Annotated in this window: 22 protein-coding genes; 10 read left to right on the top strand and 12 right to left on the bottom strand. The window is 72.0% G+C overall.

The window, feature by feature from the left end; translation table 11 throughout:
* Positions 1-2: 2 nt before the first annotated feature.
* Entirely contained in the window at positions 3-536 is a 534-nt protein-coding gene (locus tag SM611_RS21740; RefSeq protein ID WP_371951706.1) for an LLM class flavin-dependent oxidoreductase, read from the bottom strand.
* Between the two features lie 4 nt (positions 537-540).
* Positions 541-1,596, bottom strand: a complete 1,056-nt coding sequence (locus SM611_RS21735) for an aldo/keto reductase (RefSeq protein WP_371951705.1) — start codon at positions 1,594-1,596, stop codon at positions 541-543.
* A 238-nt stretch (positions 1,597-1,834) separates the two neighbouring features.
* On the opposite strand from SM611_RS21735, the gene SM611_RS21730 reads away from it, so the two are divergent.
* Both SM611_RS21730 and SM611_RS21725 read left to right on the top strand, forming a co-directional pair.
* Positions 1,835-2,422: a TetR/AcrR family transcriptional regulator gene (locus SM611_RS21730; protein ID WP_371951704.1), complete on the top strand. Its 588-nt coding sequence runs from the start codon at positions 1,835-1,837 to the stop codon at positions 2,420-2,422.
* Positions 2,423-2,457: 35 nt separating this feature from the next.
* Entirely contained in the window at positions 2,458-3,510 is a 1,053-nt protein-coding gene (locus SM611_RS21725) for an MBL fold metallo-hydrolase (RefSeq protein ID WP_371951703.1), read from the top strand.
* 4 nt (positions 3,511-3,514) lie between these two features.
* On the opposite strand, the gene SM611_RS21720 is transcribed toward SM611_RS21725, so the two are convergent.
* Positions 3,515-4,114 carry a TetR/AcrR family transcriptional regulator gene (locus SM611_RS21720; protein ID WP_371951702.1) on the bottom strand — a complete coding sequence of 200 codons (600 nt, stop codon included), beginning with the start codon at positions 4,112-4,114 and terminating at the stop codon, positions 3,515-3,517.
* Positions 4,115-4,206: 92 nt separating this feature from the next.
* On the opposite strand from SM611_RS21720, the gene SM611_RS21715 reads away from it, so the two are divergent.
* On the top strand, positions 4,207-5,634 hold the full coding sequence (locus SM611_RS21715; RefSeq protein WP_371951701.1) for a DHA2 family efflux MFS transporter permease subunit: 1,428 nt from the start codon (positions 4,207-4,209) through the stop codon (positions 5,632-5,634).
* Between the two features lie 316 nt (positions 5,635-5,950).
* Here SM611_RS21715 and SM611_RS21710 read toward each other — a convergent pair whose 3' ends face one another.
* Positions 5,951-6,178: a hypothetical protein gene (locus SM611_RS21710; RefSeq protein ID WP_371951700.1), complete on the bottom strand. Its 228-nt coding sequence runs from the start codon at positions 6,176-6,178 to the stop codon at positions 5,951-5,953.
* 219 nt (positions 6,179-6,397) lie between these two features.
* Between SM611_RS21710 and SM611_RS21705 the strand changes: the two genes are divergently transcribed.
* On the top strand, positions 6,398-6,652 hold the full coding sequence (locus tag SM611_RS21705; RefSeq protein WP_371951699.1) for a GntR family transcriptional regulator: 255 nt from the start codon (positions 6,398-6,400) through the stop codon (positions 6,650-6,652).
* 30 nt (positions 6,653-6,682) lie between these two features.
* Here the strand turns inward: SM611_RS21705 and SM611_RS21700 are convergent, their stop codons facing one another.
* Positions 6,683-7,225, bottom strand: a complete 543-nt coding sequence (locus SM611_RS21700) for a YdeI/OmpD-associated family protein (protein WP_371951698.1) — start codon at positions 7,223-7,225, stop codon at positions 6,683-6,685.
* Between the two features lie 79 nt (positions 7,226-7,304).
* Positions 7,305-7,952 carry a GNAT family N-acetyltransferase gene (locus SM611_RS21695; protein WP_371951697.1) on the bottom strand — a complete coding sequence of 216 codons (648 nt, stop codon included), beginning with the start codon at positions 7,950-7,952 and terminating at the stop codon, positions 7,305-7,307.
* An 85-nt stretch (positions 7,953-8,037) separates the two neighbouring features.
* On the opposite strand from SM611_RS21695, the gene SM611_RS21690 reads away from it, so the two are divergent.
* A complete protein-coding gene (locus SM611_RS21690; protein ID WP_371951696.1) occupies positions 8,038-8,883 on the top strand; it encodes an alpha/beta fold hydrolase in 846 nt (281 codons plus the stop codon).
* On the opposite strand, the gene SM611_RS21685 is transcribed toward SM611_RS21690, so the two are convergent.
* Positions 8,867-9,064, bottom strand: coding sequence for a hypothetical protein (locus SM611_RS21685; protein WP_371951695.1), 198 nt, complete (start codon positions 9,062-9,064; stop codon positions 8,867-8,869). The two genes, SM611_RS21690 and SM611_RS21685, sit on opposite strands and share 17 nt — an antisense overlap.
* A 138-nt stretch (positions 9,065-9,202) precedes the next feature.
* Between SM611_RS21685 and SM611_RS21680 the strand changes: the two genes are divergently transcribed.
* Positions 9,203-10,447 carry an ROK family transcriptional regulator gene (locus SM611_RS21680; protein ID WP_371951694.1) on the top strand — a complete coding sequence of 415 codons (1,245 nt, stop codon included), beginning with the start codon at positions 9,203-9,205 and terminating at the stop codon, positions 10,445-10,447.
* 30 nt (positions 10,448-10,477) lie between these two features.
* Here SM611_RS21680 and SM611_RS21675 read toward each other — a convergent pair whose 3' ends face one another.
* The 5 genes from SM611_RS21675 to SM611_RS21655 all read right to left on the bottom strand — a co-directional run bounded on the left by SM611_RS21675 (position 10,478) and on the right by SM611_RS21655 (position 16,115).
* Complete coding sequence (locus tag SM611_RS21675; protein WP_371951693.1) at positions 10,478-12,037, bottom strand: serine/threonine-protein kinase; 1,560 nt, start codon at positions 12,035-12,037, stop codon at positions 10,478-10,480.
* 90 nt (positions 12,038-12,127) lie between these two features.
* Complete coding sequence (locus tag SM611_RS21670; protein ID WP_371951692.1) at positions 12,128-12,451, bottom strand: chorismate mutase; 324 nt, start codon at positions 12,449-12,451, stop codon at positions 12,128-12,130.
* Between the two features lie 24 nt (positions 12,452-12,475).
* Positions 12,476-14,296, bottom strand: a complete 1,821-nt coding sequence (locus SM611_RS21665; protein WP_371951691.1) for a protein kinase domain-containing protein — start codon at positions 14,294-14,296, stop codon at positions 12,476-12,478.
* Between the two features lie 89 nt (positions 14,297-14,385).
* Positions 14,386-14,799 (bottom strand): MarR family winged helix-turn-helix transcriptional regulator, encoded by a 414-nt coding sequence (locus SM611_RS21660; protein ID WP_371951690.1) that lies wholly within the window; start codon positions 14,797-14,799, stop codon positions 14,386-14,388.
* Positions 14,800-14,819: 20 nt separating this feature from the next.
* Positions 14,820-16,115: a GH1 family beta-glucosidase gene (locus SM611_RS21655; protein ID WP_371951689.1), complete on the bottom strand. Its 1,296-nt coding sequence runs from the start codon at positions 16,113-16,115 to the stop codon at positions 14,820-14,822.
* Positions 16,116-16,267: 152 nt separating this feature from the next.
* On the opposite strand from SM611_RS21655, the gene SM611_RS21650 reads away from it, so the two are divergent.
* The 4 genes from SM611_RS21650 (at position 16,268) to SM611_RS21635 (ending at position 20,056) form a co-directional block, all read left to right on the top strand.
* Entirely contained in the window at positions 16,268-16,891 is a 624-nt protein-coding gene (locus tag SM611_RS21650; protein ID WP_371951688.1) for a TetR/AcrR family transcriptional regulator, read from the top strand.
* 172 nt (positions 16,892-17,063) lie between these two features.
* Positions 17,064-17,672, top strand: a complete 609-nt coding sequence (locus SM611_RS21645) for an LURP-one-related family protein (protein WP_371951687.1) — start codon at positions 17,064-17,066, stop codon at positions 17,670-17,672.
* 188 nt (positions 17,673-17,860) lie between these two features.
* Positions 17,861-18,967 carry a ferritin-like domain-containing protein gene (locus tag SM611_RS21640; protein ID WP_371951686.1) on the top strand — a complete coding sequence of 369 codons (1,107 nt, stop codon included), beginning with the start codon at positions 17,861-17,863 and terminating at the stop codon, positions 18,965-18,967.
* Positions 18,968-19,258: 291 nt separating this feature from the next.
* Complete coding sequence (locus SM611_RS21635; protein ID WP_371951685.1) at positions 19,259-20,056, top strand: hypothetical protein; 798 nt, start codon at positions 19,259-19,261, stop codon at positions 20,054-20,056.
* Positions 20,057-20,450 lie beyond the last annotated feature (394 nt).

Here is a 20,450-nt window from a genome sequence, read left to right as displayed (position 1 = left end):
GGTCAGGACGCCTTCGCGACGAGCTCGTCCGCGACCCACTGGGCGGCGCCTGCCGGGTAGGGCGACCCCAGGCTGAGGATGATGTGGCGGAAGCCGGCGTCGAGCGCCGCGCCGATCGAGTCCCGGGTGAGGCCGGGCTGGTCGTAGTCGACCGGCAGAGCCTCGTACTCGCGCCGGGCCAGCGGATGGCCGGGGCGCGAGCCCGCGCCGATGCCGAAGTCCAGGCGTCCGCCGGAGACGATGTCGGCGGTCGCGGCGATCTTGGCCAGCAGGGCGGGCGGCCGGAAGCGGTTGCTGGTGACGAGCAGGCCGAGCCGGAGCCGCCGGGTCTGCGCGGCGAGGGCCGAGAGCAGCGTCCAGCCCTCGTGGACGGGGCCGTCCGGGTCCCCGGCGATGGGCATGAGGTGATCGAACAGCCACGCGTGCCCGATCTCCGGGATGGCGTCCGCCTCGCGCCAGACCCGCAGGATGTCGTGGTAGCCGACCTGCATGGGGGCGGTCATGATGCCGAAACTGGGCCCGGGTGTACGGGTCATGGGGTCATCGCTCCTTTCTGCGGCCGTCCGGCGGACGGTCAGCGGCGGCGCCGCAGCGCCGGGTCGAGCAGGGCGGGCGGGGTGTCGTACTTCTCGTGCGCGGCGAGGTCGGTGCCGGGCGGAACGATCGCGTCGACCGCGTCGAGCGTGTCGGCGGTGAGCACGGTGTCCGCGGCGGCGAGCTGGGAGTGCAGTGGTCCAGGGTGCGGGGGCCGATGAGCGCGCTGGTCACGGCGGGATGCGCGGTCACGAACCCGAGCGCGAGCTGGATCATCGTCAGGCCGGCCTCGTCGGCGACCCCGGCCAGCCGCTCGACGGCGTCGAGCCGGGCCCGGTTGGCCGGGATGGCGGTGTCGAAGCGTTCCGGCGCGAACGTCGACCGGTGGGTGGTGATCTCCCGGCCCTCGCGGACCGCGCCGGACAGCCAGCCCGAGGCCAGCGGGCTCCACGCCAGCACCCCCATGCCGTACTGCTCGGTCACGGGCAGCACGTGGGTCTCGATGCCGCGCTGCAGGATCGAGTAGCTGGGCTGCTCGGTCACGTATCGGCTCAGGTGGTGCTCACGGGCGGCACACTGGGCCTGGACGATGCGGTAGGCGGGGAAGGTCGAGGAGCCGAAGTAGCGGATCTTCCCGGCCCGCTGCAGGTCGGTCAGCGCCGAGAGGGTCTCCTCGTCGGCGGTGCTCGGGTCCCACCGGTGGATCTGGTAGAGGTCGACGTGGTCGACACCGAGCCGCCGCAGGCTGCCGTCCAGCGCGGTGACCAGCCAGCGGCGCGAGCTGCCCCGGTGGTTGCGCTCGTCGCTCATCGGCATGTTCGCCTTCGTGGCGAGGACGATGTCGTCGCGGCGGCCGGCGATGGCCTTGCCGACCATCTCCTCCGACTCGCCGGTGCCGTACATGTCGGCGGTGTCGATGACGTTGATCCCGCCTTCCAGGGCGGCGTCGACGACGGCGGTGGCCTCGTCCTGGGTGGTGCGCCCGATCGCGCCGAAGTTCATCGCGCCGAGCGCGAGCGAGCTGACCTGCACACCGGTGCGGCCCAAGGTGCGGTACTGCATGGCCGTGTACCTCCATTTGCGTTCAAGCGGGCGGTGCGTTCGAGCGGGCAGTGCGTTCGAGCGGGTACTGCGTGTTCAAGCGGGCATGCGCGTCCGAGCGTCCGAGCGCGGCGATGGGACGCGTGACTTGGTCGCCGGCCCCCGCTCTGGCATCATGAGCAAACGGAACCGCGTCCCGTTTCGACGATACGGAACGTTGTCCCGTTTAGCAACCGCCGCGGTGAGAGGGGATGGTGCGGTGAAGGACGGCGACCCTGGCGAGGGGGGTCCGGCCCGGCCCAAGCGGGCGGACGCCCGGCGCAACGAGAAGACCCTGCTCGACGCCGCCGCCGCCGTCTTCGTCGCGTCGGGCGTGGACGCGCCGGTGCGCGACATCGCGGCCGAGGCCGGCGTCGGGACGGCCACGATCTACCGCCACTTCCCGACCCGCGCGGACCTGATCATCGCCGTCTACCGGCACCAGGTCGAAGCCTGCGCCGAGGCCGGTCCGGCCCTGCTGGCGAGCAGCGCCACCCCGTACGCCGCGCTCGGGCAGTGGATCGACCGCTTCGTGGACTTCCTGGTCACCAAGCACGGGCTCGCCGCCGTCCTCCGGTCCGACAACGCCGGCTTCGAGGCGCTGCACGCCTACTTCCTCGACCGCCTGGTACCGGTGTGCACCCAGTTGCTCGACGCCGCGGCCGCCGCCGGCGAGATCAGGTCCGACCTGGAGGCCATCCAGCTCATGCGCGGCGTCGGAAACCTCTGCATCGGCGCCGACAGCGATCCCCGCTACGACGCGCGCAGGCTGGTCGAGATCCTCATCGCGGGGCTGCGCCGGCCGTGATCCGCGGCCGGCGCGGGCCGGGTTAGGGTGCCGGTATGTGCGAGACGGGGAGTGCGCCGGAGGAGGCGCGGGCGTCCCTGCCGCGTCCGGCGCCGGGTGCGGCGGTCGATCCGATCGCGCTGGAGCCGGTGGACGAGGTCGAGATCGTCACCCTCGTCGACAACGTCTACGACGCGCTGCTGACCGGCGACGCCCGCACCCGCCGGGCCGGATCGGGCACGGGCGCGGTGACGGCGCCGCAGTTCGAGGAGGGCCGGACCTTCGCCGGGATGGTCGCCGAACACGGCTTCTCCGCACTGGTCACGGTGCGCCGGGACGGCCGCTCCACCACGCTGCTGTTCGACACCGGCCTGTCCCCGGACGCGATGGTCACCAACGCCGGCCGGCTCGGGCTCGGCCTCGGGGACGTCCAGGCCGTCGTCCTCAGCCACGGCCATTTCGACCACGTGGGCGGGCTGGCCGGGCTGGCGGGCAAGCGCGGCGTCCGGTCGCTGCCGATGGTGCTGCACCCGCTGGTGTGGACGCGCCGCCGGCTCGCGGTCCCCGGCAAGGAGCCGTACGAGTTGCCGACGCTGAGCAGGCGGGCGCTGGAAGGCGAGGGCTTCGAGGTCGTCGAGCGCCGCGAGCCGTCGCTGCTGCTGGACGGTAGCGTGCTGATCACGGGCGAGGTCGACCGGACCACCGAGTTCGAGCACGGCATGCCGCCGCCGCATCAGGCCTGGACGGGCTCGGGCTGGGAACACGACCCGCTGGTGGCCGACGACCAGGCGCTCGTCGTGCACGTCCGCGGCCGGGGGCTGGTCGTGCTGACGGGGTGCGGGCACGCGGGCGCGGTCAACATCGTCCGGCACGCGCGGCGGCTCACCGGCGTCGACCGGCTGCACGCGCTCGTCGGCGGGCTGCACCTGGGCGGCCCGGCCTTCGAGCCGGTCATCCCGCCCACCGTGGCCGCGCTGACCGAGCTCGCGCCGGACCTCGTCGTCCCTGGGCACTGCACGGGGTGGCGCGCCCAGCACGCGCTGGCCGCGGCGCTGCCGGACGCGTGGGTGCAGTCCAGCAGCGGCACCTCGTACCGCCTCACCGCCTAACCGCTCAGCCGTCCTGGTAGCGGGCCAGCAGCGGGAGGAACAACTCGTCCACGATGCCGATGACGCGCTCGTCAGGGACGGACTCGAACGTCATGATCATGTCGTGTCGCAGCAGGTCGAACGGCATCGCCAGCACGGACTCTGGGATGCTCCCGGGGACGAGTTCACCGCGGTCGGCCGCGCGCCGGTAGACCTCCGCCGACCAGAGCGAGCCGCGCTCGCCGAGGAGGCTGTCGCGCAGCTCGGCGGGGGTCGTCCCGGTCTCGGCGAACAGGCCGCCGAGCTGGGCGCCGATCATGGCGGCGAGGTCGATCCGCAGCCGGGTCGATGAGCGCAGCAGCGCGATGAGGTCGCCGCGCAGGCTTCCGGTGTCCGGGGCGATGACCGGGGCGGTCTCCCGCCGGTGCCGGATGGCCGCGACGACCAGTTCCGACTTTCCCGGCCAGCGGCGGTAGAGGACGGCCCTGCTGGTGCCCGCGCGGACGGCCACGCCCTCCATCGTCAGCGCGGCATAACCGGTTTCGACTAGTTCGTCCCAGGCGGCGCGGAGCAGCGCGTCCTCCAGCGTCTTGCCGCGCCGGCGACGGCCCGGCTGCTCGCTCACGACGCCCTCCGCTAAGAGTCACTTGTGTTTCTTAGCTCCGAAGCCTATCGTAGCGTTAAGAGACACTCATGACTCTTATCGAAGGACGCGGCATGACCACCGAGACCCGTCTCGACCCGAAGGTGCTCAGGACCGCCGGCGTGCTGATCGCCGGGATCCTCGCGGTCGTCTTCGACACCACGATCGTCGGCGTCGCGCTGCACTCGCTGGCCGCCGACCTGCACACCACGGTCGCCACCATCCAGTGGGTCACGACCGCCTACCTGCTCGCGCTCGGCATCACCGTCCCACTGAGCACCTGGGCCATGGCGCGCTTCGGTGGCAAGCGCGTCTGGATGTTCTCGCTCGCCGTGTTCCTCGCCGGGTCACTGGCGTCCAGCGTCGCCTGGAACGCCCCCGCGCTGATCGCCGGACGCGTCGTCCAGGGCGTCGGCGGCGGGCTGATGCTGCCGGTCATGACCACTTTGGTCGTCCGCGCCGCCGGGGGCCGGCTGCTCGGACGCACCACCGCCGTGATCGCCCTGCCCGCCCTGCTCGGCCCGATCCTCGGCCCGCTGCTGGGCGGCCTGATCCTCACGCACTTCAGCTGGCGGTGGATGTTCTGGGTGAACGTCCCGTTCTGCGTCGTGGGCCTGTGGCTGGCCGCGCGGTTCCTCGACCGCGACGACCCCGAGGCCCGCCCACGCCTGGACGTCCCCGGGCTCGCACTGCTGGCTCCCGGCATGGCCGCGACCATCTTCGGGCTCTCCGAAGCGGCCACCAAGGGCTTCACCGAACCCGGCGCCCTGGCCACGCTGCTGATCGGCATCGCCCTCGTCGCGGGCTTCGCCGCCTACGCGCTACGCCGTCCGGGCCCCCTCGTCGACGTCCGCCTGTTCGCCCACCGCCCCACCGCGTCGGCCTCGACCGTCCTGTTCTTCTCCGGCTTCACCCTCTACGGCGCCGTCCTGCTGCTGCCGCTGTTCTACCAGCAGATCCGCGGCACCACGGCCCTCGACGCCGGTCTCGCGCTCGTCCCGCAGGGCATCGGGGCCCTGCTCAGCCGCTCCCTGGCGGGCAGCCTCACCGACCGTCTGGGCGCCCGCCTCATCACGGTCATCGGCTTCCTGGTCGTCGGCGCCGCCACCGTCCCCTTCGCCTTCGCCGACACCCACACGAACACCTGGACGCTCGCGGTATGGCTGCTCCTGCGCGGCATCGGCCTCGGCGCCGTCACCGTCCCCGTCATGGCCGTCGCCTACCTCGGCCTGGACGGCGAGCAGATAGCCCACGCGAGCGTCCTGATCCGCGTGGCCCAGCAGATCGGCGGCTCCTTCGGAACGGCGGTGCTGGCGGTGATCCTGGCGCACGTCATGAGCACCGGCCACCCCGCCGACGCCTTCCACCAGTCCTTCTGGTGGGCCACCGGCTTCGCGGGCCTCGCCGCCCTGCTCTCCCTAACCCTCCCCGGCAGAACCACCACCGACCACCCCGCCCCAACCCCAGCCCCCGCGCCGGAAACCGCCCGCCCCCGGCCATGACCACGGAGAATCCACGGTGTCATCGAGGTCGCCCACGGATAGCCATAACAGCCCGCGCCAGTGCGGTGTCCACGAACGTCGACCGGGTCACCACGTCGTTGACTTGCGGCGTGTTGTTGCTTTCGACGCGCTCATACCAACAACACGCCGCAGATCAACGCACCCGGTGAACCTTGGTGGACACCGCACTAGCAGCGGTGTCACCAGGTGGCGCGGTGCTTGCCGGCATACCCGTACCGGCGGGACGTGACGTATGTGGTGGCGATCCAGGTCAGCAGGGCCGCGCCTGGCATGCCCAGCAGGGCGGCGACCAGCGTCATAGCGCGCCGCCCGCGAGGTAATGCAGCCGCCTGCGCGCTGCGTCGCGGTCGTGCGTCCGTAGCGGGAACTCGGCCCAGAGCCGGTCCTGCCGGACGGTCTCCCTAACGCATGCGTCCGCGTCCGGTCCGTACACGGCCGGCTCCAGCCCCGCCGCCGCCTCTCGGGCGGACAGGCGCAGGGCCAAGCGGGCGGTCCAGTGCTTCCCGTCCGCGTCGAATTCCAACGCTTCCACCGTCGCGACGCGTGCGCCGTAGTCTCGTTGTCCATCGGGCATCGACTCCTCGAAGTCGGTCTCCGTAGGCCCGTCCGGCGCTGCGAACGCCGGGCGGGCCGCTGTGCTCTCTGGGCTACTAACTGTAACCCTAAGTGTCCCTTAGTGTCTTTAGCTGTCCCCAACAATCCTCTGTCCTGCCATGTTCTGGGCCGTCATAGCGTGTCTTGGGTGGGAGAGATCGACCTCGACGGGCCGGAACCGCTCTTTGAGCAGGTAGCAGGCGTTCTGCGTGAACGCATCGCGGCAGGGACTTACCCGGTCGGGCGCCGCATTCCAAGCGTCCGGGACATCGCAGATGAGTTCCGGGTGTCGCAGACGACGGCGGAGGCGGCCGTTCGCGTCCTGCGGCGCGAGGGGCTTACGCGCGCGACCCGTGGACGGGGCACCTTCGTTATCGCGGTCCCGCCTGTAGACGACGTGTAGGCGTTTGTGGGTGCGCAGGGGGCGGGTGGGTCAGAGGGTTAAGAGGGTGGCGATCGCTTTTTCTAGGCGGGACGCGCGGGTGGCGGGGGTGCGGGCCTTGAGGAGCGGGAGGATGAGCAGGTAGCGGTCGGTTTTCCCGAGTTCCTCGAAGCGGGCGGCGGCCTGCGGGTCGGCGGCGAGTGCGGCGGCCAGGTCGGGTGGGACGGCTGCGTCGCGCTGCCGTTCGTAGGCGGCTTCCCAGCGGCCGTCCGCTCGGGCCGCCTCGATCTCCGCCATGCCGGCCGGACGCATCCGGCCGGCGGCGATCAGGGCCTCCGCCCGCTCGACGTTGACCCGCGACCACGGGCTGCCCTTCCGCCGCCGCGAGTAGCGCTGCAGATAGAAGTGCTCGTCAAGCGCCTTGCGCTGGCTGTCGATCCACCCGTGGCACAGCGCGACCTCGCCCGCCTCCCCGATGGTGAGCGACGCGACGGGCGCGTCCTTCTTGGCGATCTTCAGCCAGGCGCCGTCGTCGGTGTCGTGGTGCTCGGCCAGCCAGGCGTCCCATGCGGCGGCGTCCTCGAAGTGCATCATCGATGATCCTCATGTCCGGCGGTTCGCCCGGGGCTCGGGTGAGCCGCTTCCCATCCTGGTCGACGGGCGTGTGTGCACGTCAGCCCGGGAGCCCGAACATGGGGAGGCACGGGGCGAGACCTTCGATGGTGACGGGGATGGTGGCGCGCTTTTCCCAGTCGGCGCGGGTGAGTCGCAGCCGCTGTTCTATGGTCATGGCGCCTTGGACGACCGCGCGCTCGGTGCCGTTGTCCTGGTAGCCGAGCTTGCGCGACACCGCGCGGGACGCGTGGCTGTCCGCGAACGCGCTGGACAGGGCCTCGTCGGCGCCGAGGCCGGTGAAGGCCAGGTGCAGGACGGCGGCTCTCATCTCGGTGCCGATGCCCTTCCCGTGGTGCCGCATTCCGAGCCATGAACCCGTGTTCACCTGGCGGAGGACGGCGAAGTCGCGGGCGCGGACGTCCTGCTGGCCGACCACGTCACCGGCGTGGAACACGGTGAGGTGCAGCTGCCAGTCGTCCGGCGTCCACTGGCCGAGGGTGTGCCAGTGGTGCTGGACGACTCCCCGGGCGACGTCGGCGGGCGGGCGGTCCGTCCACGGAACCGTGAACGGTATCGTGCCGGGAGCGTGGACGCCCTGCGCCGCAGTGTTCGCCAGCGCGCCGAGCTCTTCGGGGGACGGCAACCGCAGTTCGAGGCGCGGGGTCCGCAGCCGCAGCCCGAGCAGGGGGAAATGTTCGGTCGGCATTCCCTCAGACTGCCTTGCCCGGCGTTGCCTGGGCATCCCGTTTTTCCGTTGCCGGGAGCGTGCCGCCGCCACGAGGATTCCCTTCATGCCTTCCTTCGCCGCCATGGACGGGACCCAACTCGCCTACCGCATCGTTGGCGAGGGGGAGCCGCTGATCTGCATTCCGGGCGGGCCGATGCGCGCCTCGTCCTACCTCGGTGACCTCGGCGGGCTGCTGGAGACGCGCCGGCTCGTCCTGCCGGACCTGCGGGGGACGGGCCGCTCCGCCGTGCCGGACGACCCGGCTACCTACCGCTGTGACCGGCAGGTAGCCGACATTGAGGCGCTGCGGGAGCACCTTGGGGCGGAGCGCGTCGACGTCCTCGCCCATTCGGCGGGCGGGGACCTCGCCCTTCTTTATGCGGCCAGGTTTCCCCAGCGGGTGCGGAGTCTTGTTCTCATTACGGCGCGTGCTCGCGCGCTGGGGATCGATTTCACCGGGGAGCAACGCTTGGAGGCCGCTCTGCTCAGGCAGGGTGAGCCGTGGTTCAGAGCAGGGCTCGACGCCTTCGAAGCCCTTTTGGCGGGCACGGCGAGCGACGCGGACTGGGAGGCCGCCGCGCCGTTCTTCTACGGACGGTGGGACGACGCCGCCCGGAAACATGCGGCCTCCGAGGTGGAGCAGACGAATGAGGAGGCCGCCGAGCTGTACACGTCCAGCGGTGCCTTCGCGGAGCCGGCGGCCGTGCGCGCTGCCGTTGCCGATACGCCCGTCCTGATTCTCGCGGGCGAGCTGGACGGCGGCCCGCTTCCCCGCGTGGCCGCGGACATCGCCGGGCTGTTCGCGAAGGCCGAACTGGTCGTGCAGCCGAGGGCCGGGCACTACCCGTGGCTCGACGGCCCCGGCCGGTTCGCCGGGACGGTGACGGGGTTCCTCAGAAACCGAGCATAAAGAAGATGATCCCGCCGATGACGTGGGCGAGGACGGTGATGACCAGCACCCCGATGAAGAGGTTCTTCGCCGTCGGATGATCGAAGTGGGAGCCGGGGCGCCCGCGCTGCGCCGAGCGCGCCTCGGCCTGCCGTTCGAGGTCGTCGAGCGACGGGAGGAAGGACGGTCGCCTCGGGGCCATGGATCGGTGTCCTTCCTGGTCGCGGTGAGGGGTGTCGGTTCCTGCAACGCCGTGGGAGCGCGGTTCTCTTCCGTCCGGAGCCTTCGGCGGTGACCGGACTCAGGCCCGGTCCGTGGGGTCCTTAGGTAGCTTTGGGGCATGTCGTCCTCTCTCCTGCCGCGTGCCACCGGGCCCGCGCGGCAGGTCTCGCAGTCGACGCGGCGCCGCAACCTCGGGGCCGTCCTGCGGGAGGTGCACCGGGACGGGGCGGTGTCGCGCACCGAGCTGGCCGAGCGGATGGGCGTCAACCGGAGCACGATCCTCACGCTGATCGCGAAGCTCGCCGCCGCGGGCCTGGTGCGGGAGGAGCCGTCGGCGGCGACGGGACGGGCGGGACGGCCCTCGCTGGTCGTCCGCGCCGAGAGCGGCCGCGCGTACGTGCTGGCCTTCGACGTCGCGGTCGACCGGATCGTCGCCGCCAGGGTCGGGCTCGGCGGCGCGGTGCTGGAGCGCGGGGAGGCGCCGCGGCGGCGGGGCCATGACGACCTGGAGGAGGTCGTCGGCGTCCTCGCCGGGTTCGGCCGCGCACTCCTGGCCGCCGCGCCCCCGGAGGCGGAGTGCACGGGCGTCGGCCTGTCCTACTGCGGCATGATCAGGGCCGTCGACGGGAAGGTGCGCCTGGCGCCGACCATGGGCTGGACGGACCTCGACGTCGGTCCGGAACTCGGCCGCCGGCTGGGCCTCGGGCTGCCCGTGGCCGTCGGCAACGAGGCTCATCTCGGCGCGCTGGCCGAGCACGCGCGCGGCGCGGGCGTGGGCAGCCGCAACCTCGTCTACCTGCACGGGGACGTCGGGGTGGGCGGCGGCATCATCGTCGGCGGCCGGCTGCTGGACGGCGACGAGGGCTACGCCGCCGAACTCGGCCACATGATCGTCAACCCGTACGACGGGCGTCCCTGCAACTGCGGATCGCGCGGCTGCCTGGAGGCGGAGGTCGGCGAACCGGCCCTGCTGGAGGCGGCCGGACGCGCCGGCGGTCCGCTCGGCCGGGACGGCGTGCGGGCGGTCGTGCGGGCGGCGGAGGAGGGCGACGCGGCCGCCCGTGCGGCCCTGGACGCGGTCGGCGGCTGGCTCGGCATCGGCGTCGTCAACCTGATCAACCTGTTCAATCCGGGCGTCGTCGTGTTCGGCGGCATGCTGAGCGAGATCTACCGGGGCTCGGCGTCCCGGGTCCGTGCGCGCGTGACGACCGGCGGCCTGCCGGTGTCGCGGGAGCGCGTCGCGCTCCGCACCGCCGCGCTCGGCTATGACGCGACGCTGGCGGGCGCCGCCGAACTGGGGTTCGCCGCGCTGCTGGCCGACCCGCTGGGCGTCCTCGGCGCCGGGAGCCTGGACCGCCCGTAGCGCTCGCGGAGCGCGCCTGCCGGATCGGGATCAGGCGTTCCCGCCCCAGCGGGGGCCGGCGTACCGGGCGAGGGTCATCTCGACCTCCTTGCGGGAGCCCTTGACGCGGTGCACGGGCACGACCACGATCCAGCCGGTCTTCCGGTCCAGGTAGCAGAGCGGCGTGCGCGGCCCGCGGGCCGGCGGCAGCGGGAGGCCGACCAGGGGGTACACGCAGACCGACCATCCGGCGTTCTCCACCCGCTGGACGGCGACCCGGGCGATCTCGTTCCACCCGTAGCGGACGCGGCGGCCGCTGTGGCTCAGTTCGAGGCCGTGCGGGCCCACCTGGAGTTCGACCGGTCTCGTCAGCCCGCTGACGAGCGGGATGATCCAGACCGCCGGGACGCGGACGAGCCATACCCCGAGGACGGCGATGAGCCCGAGGACGATCATCGGCCCGCCTTCGTCGAGCGCTTCCGGGTTGCCGATCGCGGCCAGCAACGCGAAGAGGCAGAGGCAGAGTCCGAGGAGAAGGCGGAGGGTGTGCCCGACGAGCGCGAGGACGACGGGTGTGAGGGCGGCAGTGAACCGCACGATATGGCCCTGGCCGATTCCGGGACGGGGCTGCCCCCCGCCCTGAACCCCGCCCTGAACTCCGACCGGAATCCCGCCCCGCATTTCGTTCTGCCCGGAGCTCTGATTCGGCCCGGGGCTGAATCGGCCGCCCTGGTCGGTCGCGGCTTTCGCGGTGAAGGGCAGGGTGGAGGGGAAACGGGTCAGCATTTCCTGGACGGGCTGCGGAAGCCAGGGGCCGCTCCGCCCGGCGGTCGTCAGCGCCTCCAGTAATTGCGCCGGGTCGGGCCGGGCCGCCGGGTCCTTCGCGAGGCAGGAGGCGACGATTCCGTGCAGCGGTTCGGGCAGGCCGTCCAGCACGGGTTCCTTGTGGACCACCCGGTAGGTCAGCGCTTCCGACGGCCCTTCGCCGAACGGCCGGACCCCCATGACGTGCGCGAGGACGGCGCCGAGCGCGAACACGTCGCAGGCCGGCGTGACGGAGCCTTCGGCCAGCAGTTCGGGCGCCATGAAACCGGGCGTTCCGACGTGCCCGGTGACGCCGGAGGCGTCGACGGCGCGGGCGATCCCGAAGTCGATGACGCGCGGGCCGTCGGCGGCGAGCAGCACGTTGGACGGCTTGAGGTCGCGGTGCACCACGCCGACGCGGTGAATGGCCTCAAGCGCCTCCGCCAGTCCCGCGCCGAGCACGAGGGCCGATTCCTGCGGGAAAGGCCCGTGCTCGGCGACGGCGGACGCGAGCGACGGACCGGGGACGTACGCCGTGACGAGCCACGGGATCTCCGCGTCCGGGTCGGCGTCCACGACGGGAGCGGTATGGAAGCCGCCGACCTGGCGCGCCGCCTCCACTTCGCGTTTGAAACGCCGCCGGAACTCGGCGTCGGCGGCCAATCCCGGATGGACGACTTTCACGGCCACCGGCCGGCCGCCGGGCGACGAGCCGAGGAACACCTGCCCCATTCCGCCGGCGCCGAGACGGCTCGACAGCGCGTACCGGCCGACCGCCCGCGGATCCTCGGGTCGCAGTTCCTCCACCGCAGCCTCGCTGTTCGGTCGTCCCGGGCCGGCACGCCCCGACGCGGATGATCTTTCAGATTAAATCGGACCGTCGCGGTCGGCGGTAGGTCATGGGACGCATTCCGCCGGGCGGCCGTTCTCGGTGTCCCCGCCCGCCTGCCGGCCCGCGTGCTCGGCCAGTTCCAGGTCGATGAACGCGCCGATCATCGCGCGCCACACCGCCTCCGCGACCTCGGGCGCGAGGCCCGCGTCCGCGGCGCGCCGCCGCGCCAGCGCGACGACCCGCTCCACCCGGTCCGGCGCGCGGACGGCCCGCTCGTCGGCCTTGAAGGCGGCGGCGGAGCGCACGAGGCCCTGCCGCTCGGCCAGCAGCCGGACCAGCTCGCCGTCGATGCCGTCGATCCGGGCGCGCACCTCGGCCAGAGAGTCCATGCGTTGATCATCCCATCCCGGGGGCTAGGCCCGGGAGGTGGTGAACCGGGTGATCGTGACCTTCTCCTTGGGCTGCCCGTCGTCGACGCCGCCCTCGGCGCCCTTCTGGGCGATCTTGTCGATGACGTCCATCCCGGCCGTGATCCGCCCGAAGACGGAGTAGCTGGGCGGGAGGTCCGGCGCGTCCCCGTACACGATGAAGAACTGGCTGCCGTTGGTGTTCGGCCCCGCGTTGGCCATGGCCACGGTGCCCCGGGAGTAGGTCGCGCCGGCGGTGTTCTCGTCCGCGAACTGGTAGGACGGGCCGCCCGTCCCGGTGCCGGTCGGGTCGCCGCACTGGAGCACCCTCAGGCTCGGGCTCGTCGTCAGGCGGTGGCAGGACGTTCCGTCGTAGAAGCCCTTCCCGGCGAGGAAGGCCAGCGAGTTCACCGTGCAGGGCGCCGCCGCCGGGTCCAGCCGCAGCTTCAGCGCGCCCGCGCTGGTCGTGATGGTCGCCTCGGTCGGCTGGCCGTCCGGGACGCGGACCGGCGGCGTCCCGACGGACCTGGCGTCGGAGTTCGCCGACGGCGGATAGCTGCAGGTGTGCCCGCCGGCAGCGGTCGTCCGCGCGGCCGCCGTCCCCCCGGCCGTCGCCTGCGCGGCCGGCTCGTCCGCCTTCTTCGCGCGGTCGCCGCGGTTCAGCAGGACCGCGGCGGAGAGCCCGCCCGCGACCAGCAGCATGACGGCCGCCGCGCCGATGACCGGGAGCCAGCGCCGGTTCCCGCCGCCCGGCGGCGGGCTCTCCGCACGGGGAAACCCCGCCGGCAGCGGCGGCGGCCCGCCCGGCGGTACTCCCGCTCCGGGCGGCGCGCCCCGTCCCGGCAGCGTCCCGGCGCCCGCCGGCGGGGCCGAACCCGGTCCCGTGCCGGGCGCCGTTCCCGCGTCGGGGAGCCACCCTGGCGACATCTCCTCGAACGCCGGCCCGGCGGGGGCCGGGACACCGTTCTCGCTGGGGGGCGTCCAGGGGGCGGACGAGGGGTGCGCGGCGGCGGGGTGCGCGGCGGCGGGGTGCGCGGCGGCGGCCGAGGTGCCCTCGGCGAGGAGGTTCGCGTCCGGGCCGATGTTCAGGAGGCGCTGCAGCACCTGGGTGGCGGTGAGGCGCGCCGCCGGGTCCTTGGCCAGGCAGGACGCGACCAGATCGTGCAGCCGCTCGGTCAGCGCGCCCAGCTCCGGCTCCCCGTACAGGATCCGCTGCATGATCGCCGGGACGGAGTCGGCCCCGAACGGCGGCACGCCGTTGGCGGTGTACGCCATCGTGCAGGCCCAGGCGAACATGTCCACCGGCGCGCCGCCGGACGACCCCGCGACCTGCTCGGGCGCCATGTAGGCGGGCGTCCCGACGGCGCCGGTCATGGTGGCGGACGTGGCGTCGAGCGGGCGGGCGATGCCGAAGTCGATGACCTTCGGGCCGTCCGGGCCGAGCAGCACGTTGGCCGGCTTGAAGTCGCGGTGGACGACGCCCGCCTCGTGGATCGCGGCGAGCGCGGTGGCGGTGCCGATGGCCAGCCTGACCTGCTCGTCCGGCGACGCGACGCCCTTCTCGGCGATCAGGTCCTTCAGCGACGGCCCGTCGACGTACTCGGTGACGATGTGCGGGATCTCGTCGTCGGCCGTGGCCGCGAGGACGCGGGCGGTGCAGAACGGCGCGACGCGCCTGACCGCGGCCAGTTCCCGGTCGAAGGCGGTGCGGGCCCGCGCGTCCCGTCCGAAGTCGGCGTGCAGGAGCTTCACGGCGACGCGCTGCCCGCTACCGGACTCACCCAGGAAGACGGTGCCCTGGGAGCCTTCGCCGATCCGCGCCGTCAACCGGAATCCGCCCACCTCGCGGGGATCATTGGCACGCAGTGGACGAGTTTCTGGCATTCGCGAAGACTATCCACCGGCGCGGGCCGGGGTCACTCCGTCCGGCCGATGCGCAGCAGCAGGTCGAGGAGGGTGGCCCGCTCGGCGTCGGACAGCGGGGCGAAGAACTCGGCGAGGACGTCGTCGGCGACCGCGTGCCCGGCCGCGAGCACCTTCTCCCCGGCGGGCGTGAGGTGGTGCTCGAAGCTCCGGCCGCGTCCGGGGCGCCGTTCGACGAGGTTCTGCGCGACCAGCCGCGCGGCGAGCGTCCCGAACGCCTGCTCGCTCTGGTACGTCTGCGCGGCCAGGGCGCGGGCGGACGCCCCCGGGGAACGGGCGATCGCCCGCAGCGCGTCCCACTGCGCCGGCGTGGTCCCGACGCGCGCGAGCCCGCCGTCCAGCGACCGGTGCTGCCGGTACTGGGCCTGCTTCACGGCTCTTGCGAGGACTTGTCCTTCGACGGGCATACCACCAGCCTAGAACCGTCCTACGAGGACGCTATGAGATCCCGGTACCAGGCATAGGACTTCTTGGGCGTGCGCTTCTGCGTCTCGTAGTCGACGTGGACGAGCCCGAACCGGGGGTGGTAGCCCTCCGCCCATTCGAAGTTGTCCAGCAGCGACCACGTGAAGTAGCCGCGGATGTCGATGCCCGCGTCGACGGCCTGGCGCACGACCTTGATGTGGGCGTTCAGGAACTCGATGCGGGACGAGTCGTCCACGACGCCGTCGGGGCCGATCTCGTCGGGGAACGAGCACCCGTTCTCGGTGATGTAGAGCGGCGGCAGGTCGTACCGGGTGTCGAGCGTCTGGAGCAGTGCCAGGAAGGCGTCGGGGACGATCGGCCAGCCCATCCCGGTGGTCGGGTACTCGGTGATGTCCACGATGTCGAAGGGCAGCGGCCCCTCGGACGGCGTGGCCAGCCGCGTCGGGTGGTAGTAGTTCACGCCCAGGAAGTCGATGGGCGAGGCGATGACGGACATGTCCGCGGTGCGGACGAACGGCGCGTCCCCCATCAGGCCGGGGTAGCGGCCGAGCAGCACGGGGTCGGTGAACAACCGGTTCATGAACGCGTCGAAGGCGTCGGCGGCCGGCTGGTCGGCGGGGGACGCGGCCCACGCGGGCGAGTAGTGGTTCGTCAGCCCGATCGAGCGGGCGCCGCGGCTGCGCAGGGCGTTGACGGCGAGGCCGTGGGCGAGGAGCTGGTGGTGCGCGGTGGGCAGCGCGTCCAGCATGAGGGCCCGGCCGGGCGCGTAGACGCCGAACGCGTAGCCGTAGGCCGTGACGACCACGGGCTCGTTCAGGGTTATCCACATGTCGACGCGGTCCGCGAGCCGCTCGGCGGCCAGGTAGGAGAATTCGGCGAACCGGTAGGCGGTGTCACGTTCCATCCAGCCGCCCGCGTCTTCCAGCGGTTGCGGGAGGTCCCAGTGGTAGAGGGTGGCGGCGGGGGAGATGCCCGCGGCGAGCAGCCCGTCGACGAGCCGGTCGTAGAAGTCGAGGCCCTTGCCGTTGACCGGACCGCTCCCGGACGGCTGTACGCGCGGCCACGCGATCGAGAACCGGTAGGCGTCGACGCCGAGGCCCGACATCAGCGCGACGTCCTCCGGCCACCGGTGGTAGTGGTCGCAGGCGACGTCGCCGGTGTGCCCGTCCCGGACGCGTCCCGGCGTGTGGGAGAAGGTGTCCCAGGTGGACGGTCCCCGCCCGTCCTCGTCGACCGCGCCCTCGATCTGGTAGGCGGCGGTGGCGACGCCCCACCGGAAGCCCTCCGGAAGCCCCAACGCGTTCCCCTCCCCGGCATGCCGAACCGAAATGCGAATAGCCTTCGGATGTTAGTCCCGGGGTGGTGCGGGCGGAAGACTCCGGTGGCCCCGGGGTGCCGAACGGCAGGCCACGCGGCCGGGCACCCCCGTCTTCGGGGGACAATGGCGGGGTGACCGAGATCCGGACCCCGCTCCGCCGCCGTCCCGCCCAGCGCCGCAGCGCCGAACGCGTCCAGCGGATGCTCGACGCCTGCGCGGAGATCCTCGACGAGGACGGCTACGACGGTCTCACCACCACGCGCATCGCGCAGCGCGCCGAGGTCGCGATCGGCTCGGTCTACCAGTTCTTCCCCGACAAGCGCGCGGTCGCGCAGGCGCTCGCGCTGCGCAACCTGGAGGAGTTCGGCGACCGGATCTCGGCCCGGCTGGCGGAGGGCGGGTTCGGCGACTGGTCCGACACGGTCGGCGCGATCATCGACATCTTCGTGGAGATGCACCGGACCCTGCCCGGCTTCCGGGTGCTGCGGTTCGGCGACGTCGCCGACGTCAACCTGCTCGACTCCGACGCCGACAACAACGCCGTCGTCGCCGACCGGCTGCGCACGATGATCGTCGAGACGTTCGGCGTCCAGGACTCCCCCGGCCTCGCCACCGCCCTCGCCATCTCGGTCGAGGCCGGCGACGCGGTGCTCAAGATGGCGTTCCGGCGCGACCCGTCCGGCGACCCCGAGATCGTCGCCGAGGCCGAGCGCCTGATCCGCGGCTACCTGGCCGCCCACATCCAGGAGACCTGACCGGAGGCCCGGCCGCTCCATGGCGCGGCTCGCTTGGGCGGGTGGTCTGGGCGGAACCGTGCTGCTTGTGCTTTTCGTCCAAGTCGCGGTGGTCAGGGGGCCCACTCCCGGAAAAGGTGGGATGCGGGAGACGCGCTGTGGCAGACTCCCACCGCACAACGCGACCGAACGGGTGAGTTCGCTGGACGAAGAGAGACTGCAGGCGCAGAACAAGCTGCTGATCCGGCAGCGGGTGCGCCTGATGGTGAACCAGTACGAGGTGCACGCGGAGACGCCGGACGGCGGGGAGGGCGAGCTGCTCGCCTTCGCGCAGCAGAAGCGGCTCGCGTTCAAGGAGCAGGTCACCCTGTACTCGGACGACTCCAAGACGCGTCCGATCCTCGGCTTCAAGGCGCGCAAGCGCATCGACCTGGCCTCCGCCTACGACATCACGGACGCGCACGGCCAGCCGATCGGCGTCTTCCGCAAGGACTTCAAGAAGTCGCTGCTGGCGTCGACCTGGCACTTGGAGCAGCCGGGCCTCGGCGTGACGACGGGCACCGAGCGCAACAAGTTCGTGGCCGTGCTGCGGCGCGTCTGGCAGGTCATCCCGTACGTGGACAGCCTGCCGTTCGCCTGGCCGTACCACTTCGACTTCTACGCCGGCGACCAGGTCGTCTTCTCCGTGGAGAAGAAGTTCGGCTTCCGCGACCGCTACGTCGTCGAGATCAAGGACCCGCGCCTCGACCGCCGCCTGGTCATCGCCCAGGCCGTGGGCCTGGACGCCCTCCAGTCGCGCTGACGGCGGCGCTCCGCCGCAGGCCGCCGCCCGCATCCCCCGTCCGGGGTGCGGGCGGCGGCTTTTGTCAGTGGGTTCTTGCAGGACGCTGGTTTCCTCGCGCTTTACATGTTACGAAGGTATGTAAAGCCGTGGGCGGTTGAACACCGGCGTCGCGACGGCGCGGCGCAACGCCTGAGGAGGATCCCCCCGTGAGTTCGTTCGACTTCTACTCCACCCCTGTCCCCACTGAGACGTGGAACGTCCCCATGGCGGGCGACACCCGCTTCACCTGGGAGTACGACGAAGGGCGCGACCGGCTGCTGAGCCTGTACCAGAAGGGCAAGGACAAGCAGTGGGACGCGCAGAAGCGCATCGACTGGAGCCTCGAGGTCGACCCGCTCAACGTCGCCGGGCTGCCGGAGAACTTCAACCCCCTCTTCGGGTCCGACATCTGGGAGAAGATGTCGCAGAAGGAGCGGGACGAGTTCGGCCGCCACCAGGGCTCCTGGCTGTTCAGCCAGTTCCTGCACGGAGAGCAGGGCGCGCTGAACGTGTCGGCGCGCATCGTCCAGTCCGTCCCCGACCTGGACTCGAAGTTCTACGCCGCCACCCAGACCATGGACGAGGCGCGGCACGTCGAGCTGTACACGAAGTTCGTGCACGAGAAGATCGGGATGTACTACCCGATCAACCAGGACCTGGCGAAGCTGCTCGCCGAGTCGCTGGAGGACAGCCGCTGGGACCTGCCCTACCTCGGCATGCAGGTCCTCATCGAGGGCCTCGCGCTCGCCGCGTTCGGGCTGTACCGCGACATGTCGACGAACCCCCTGGTCAAGCAGCTCCTCGCGTACGTCATGCAGGACGAGGCGCGGCACGTCGCGTTCGGGCGGCTCGCGCTCAAGGACTACTACGCCGAGCTCACCGACAAAGAGCGGGCCGAGCGCGAGGAGTTCGTCGTCGAGGGCTGCTACCTCATGCGCGACCGGTTCAAGGGCCGCGAGATCTTCGAGACCCTCGACATGCCCGTGGACAAGTGCATGGAGTACGTCGACAACTCCGACATGTACACCCTCTATCAGTCGCTGCTGTTCAGCCGGATCGTCCCCTGTGTCCGTGACGTGGGCCTCTGGGGCGACAAGGTGCAGGCCGCCTACCAGGACATGGGCGTCCTCGACAACGCCAAGGCCGACCTGGAGGCGCTGATGAAGCAGGACGAGGAGATCGCCGAGAAGGTCGACGAGGAGAAGTACGCGGCCGAGCTGGCCGCGCGCAAGGACGAGGTCGACGAGGCCATCTCGCTCGGCTCGGCCGAGTAGCCGGCACCCGTCAGGCGGGGGCGTCCTTCGGGGCGCCCCCGCTTCGGCTTTTATTGGAAATTGTCGTCCTTTGGTGGGGAGATAATGCCGCTGATCAATTCTGGAGATCTTTCTGCTGTTCGTCAATTGATTCTCGAATCGGCCATGCGCGACCCCGGGTTGTACTAGCGTCCCCGCTCGACGGTGCGCCGTTACGCCAGCCGCGCGGGGCGCACATCGCAGTGCAGGGTCTACGCACCTGTGGGTGCTATGCACGTGCAGGGTCAAAGCCGAAAAAACCCCGGGGGAAAAATGAAGTTCTCAGCCAGGAGCCTGGTGGGCGCCGCCGTCGTCGCCCCGTTCGCGGCGGCGCTGGCCGTCGCCGTCGTGCCCGCGAGCGCCGCGCCCGGCCCGTCCACCGCGCTCCTCTACGACACCGCCGCCGCGGCCCACCCGGTCACCCGGACGCTCCCGCGCACGGTCGTCCAGAGCGGCGGCCGCACCGCCGAGGCGGCGACCGGCACCGCCGACGGCGCGCTCCGCGCCGCGCCGGGCACGTCCCGCCTCCGCTCCGGAGAGGCCCGGTGCACGGGCGAATGCCTCCGCGCGCGGCGCGCCTCCGGTACGGGCGGGCTGCCCGTACCGGCCGCTGCCGCGAACGGGGCGGTCAAGAAACTCGGCGACACGATCGGGGGCGCCGGGCTCGGCCAGCTCGCGGGCGGGCGGCCCGCCCTCCCGGCCGGTCGCCGTGCCGGGGCGCCGGTGAGCATGGCGCTGCCGGCGGCGCCCGCCGACCTGCCGAGCGTCCCGTCCGCGCTCGCTCCGGCCCGGCCCGGCGCGACGCCGGCGTTGGGCGCCGTGCTCTTCCCGTCCCGCCGGCGGCAGGCCGTGCCGGCGCCGTCCGACGACGTCCTCGGCCGCGCGAACGGCACCGTGAACAAGGTCGGCGCGGGCCTCGACCAGGCCGAGGGGGACGTCGGCCATGTCGTGGACGTGCTGACGGCCACGGACCGTTCCGCGCGGTCGGCGGGCGGCCCGCCGGCGCCCGGCCCGCTGTCGATGCCCGACGCGGCCGCGCTGGGCCTCCCCGGCCTGCCCGCCATCGGGTGATATATCGCTTCCTGTCCAACGCTCACGAGGCGTTCCGCGGATGCCGTCGCATCGTGCGGAACGCCCCGTTCCGTTGCCGAGCAAGCGATTGTTATATGCCCGAAATCACACCTCTATGGGAAGTAAAGACGATCTACAAACCGAGTTACCGCGCGGAGTCGGGCAACTCCTCAGCGCAAAGACTAGGGTGACAAACCCCACAAACCAGGGCCCTGCGGCTTGATTCACACGAGACGCAACGTACGGTCAAGGACTTGTGCGGCGTTTTCGAGATCAAAAGTGAAGATGCCTTTCCAGCCGCACCTGCCGGACGCCGGACCGCGATGACGCGGACGCGCCTGAGAGCGGCGCGGAGAGACGGGCAAGCGAGCCCGCGGGCGGCGGAGGACTCGGG

It is taken from the genome of Actinomadura monticuli (genome assembly GCF_041463655.1).
In the GTDB taxonomy this organism is placed as follows: domain Bacteria; phylum Actinomycetota; class Actinomycetes; order Streptosporangiales; family Streptosporangiaceae; genus Spirillospora; species Spirillospora monticuli.
Note: the sequence above shows the minus strand (reverse complement) of the source record. Positions and strands in the feature narration are given on the sequence as shown.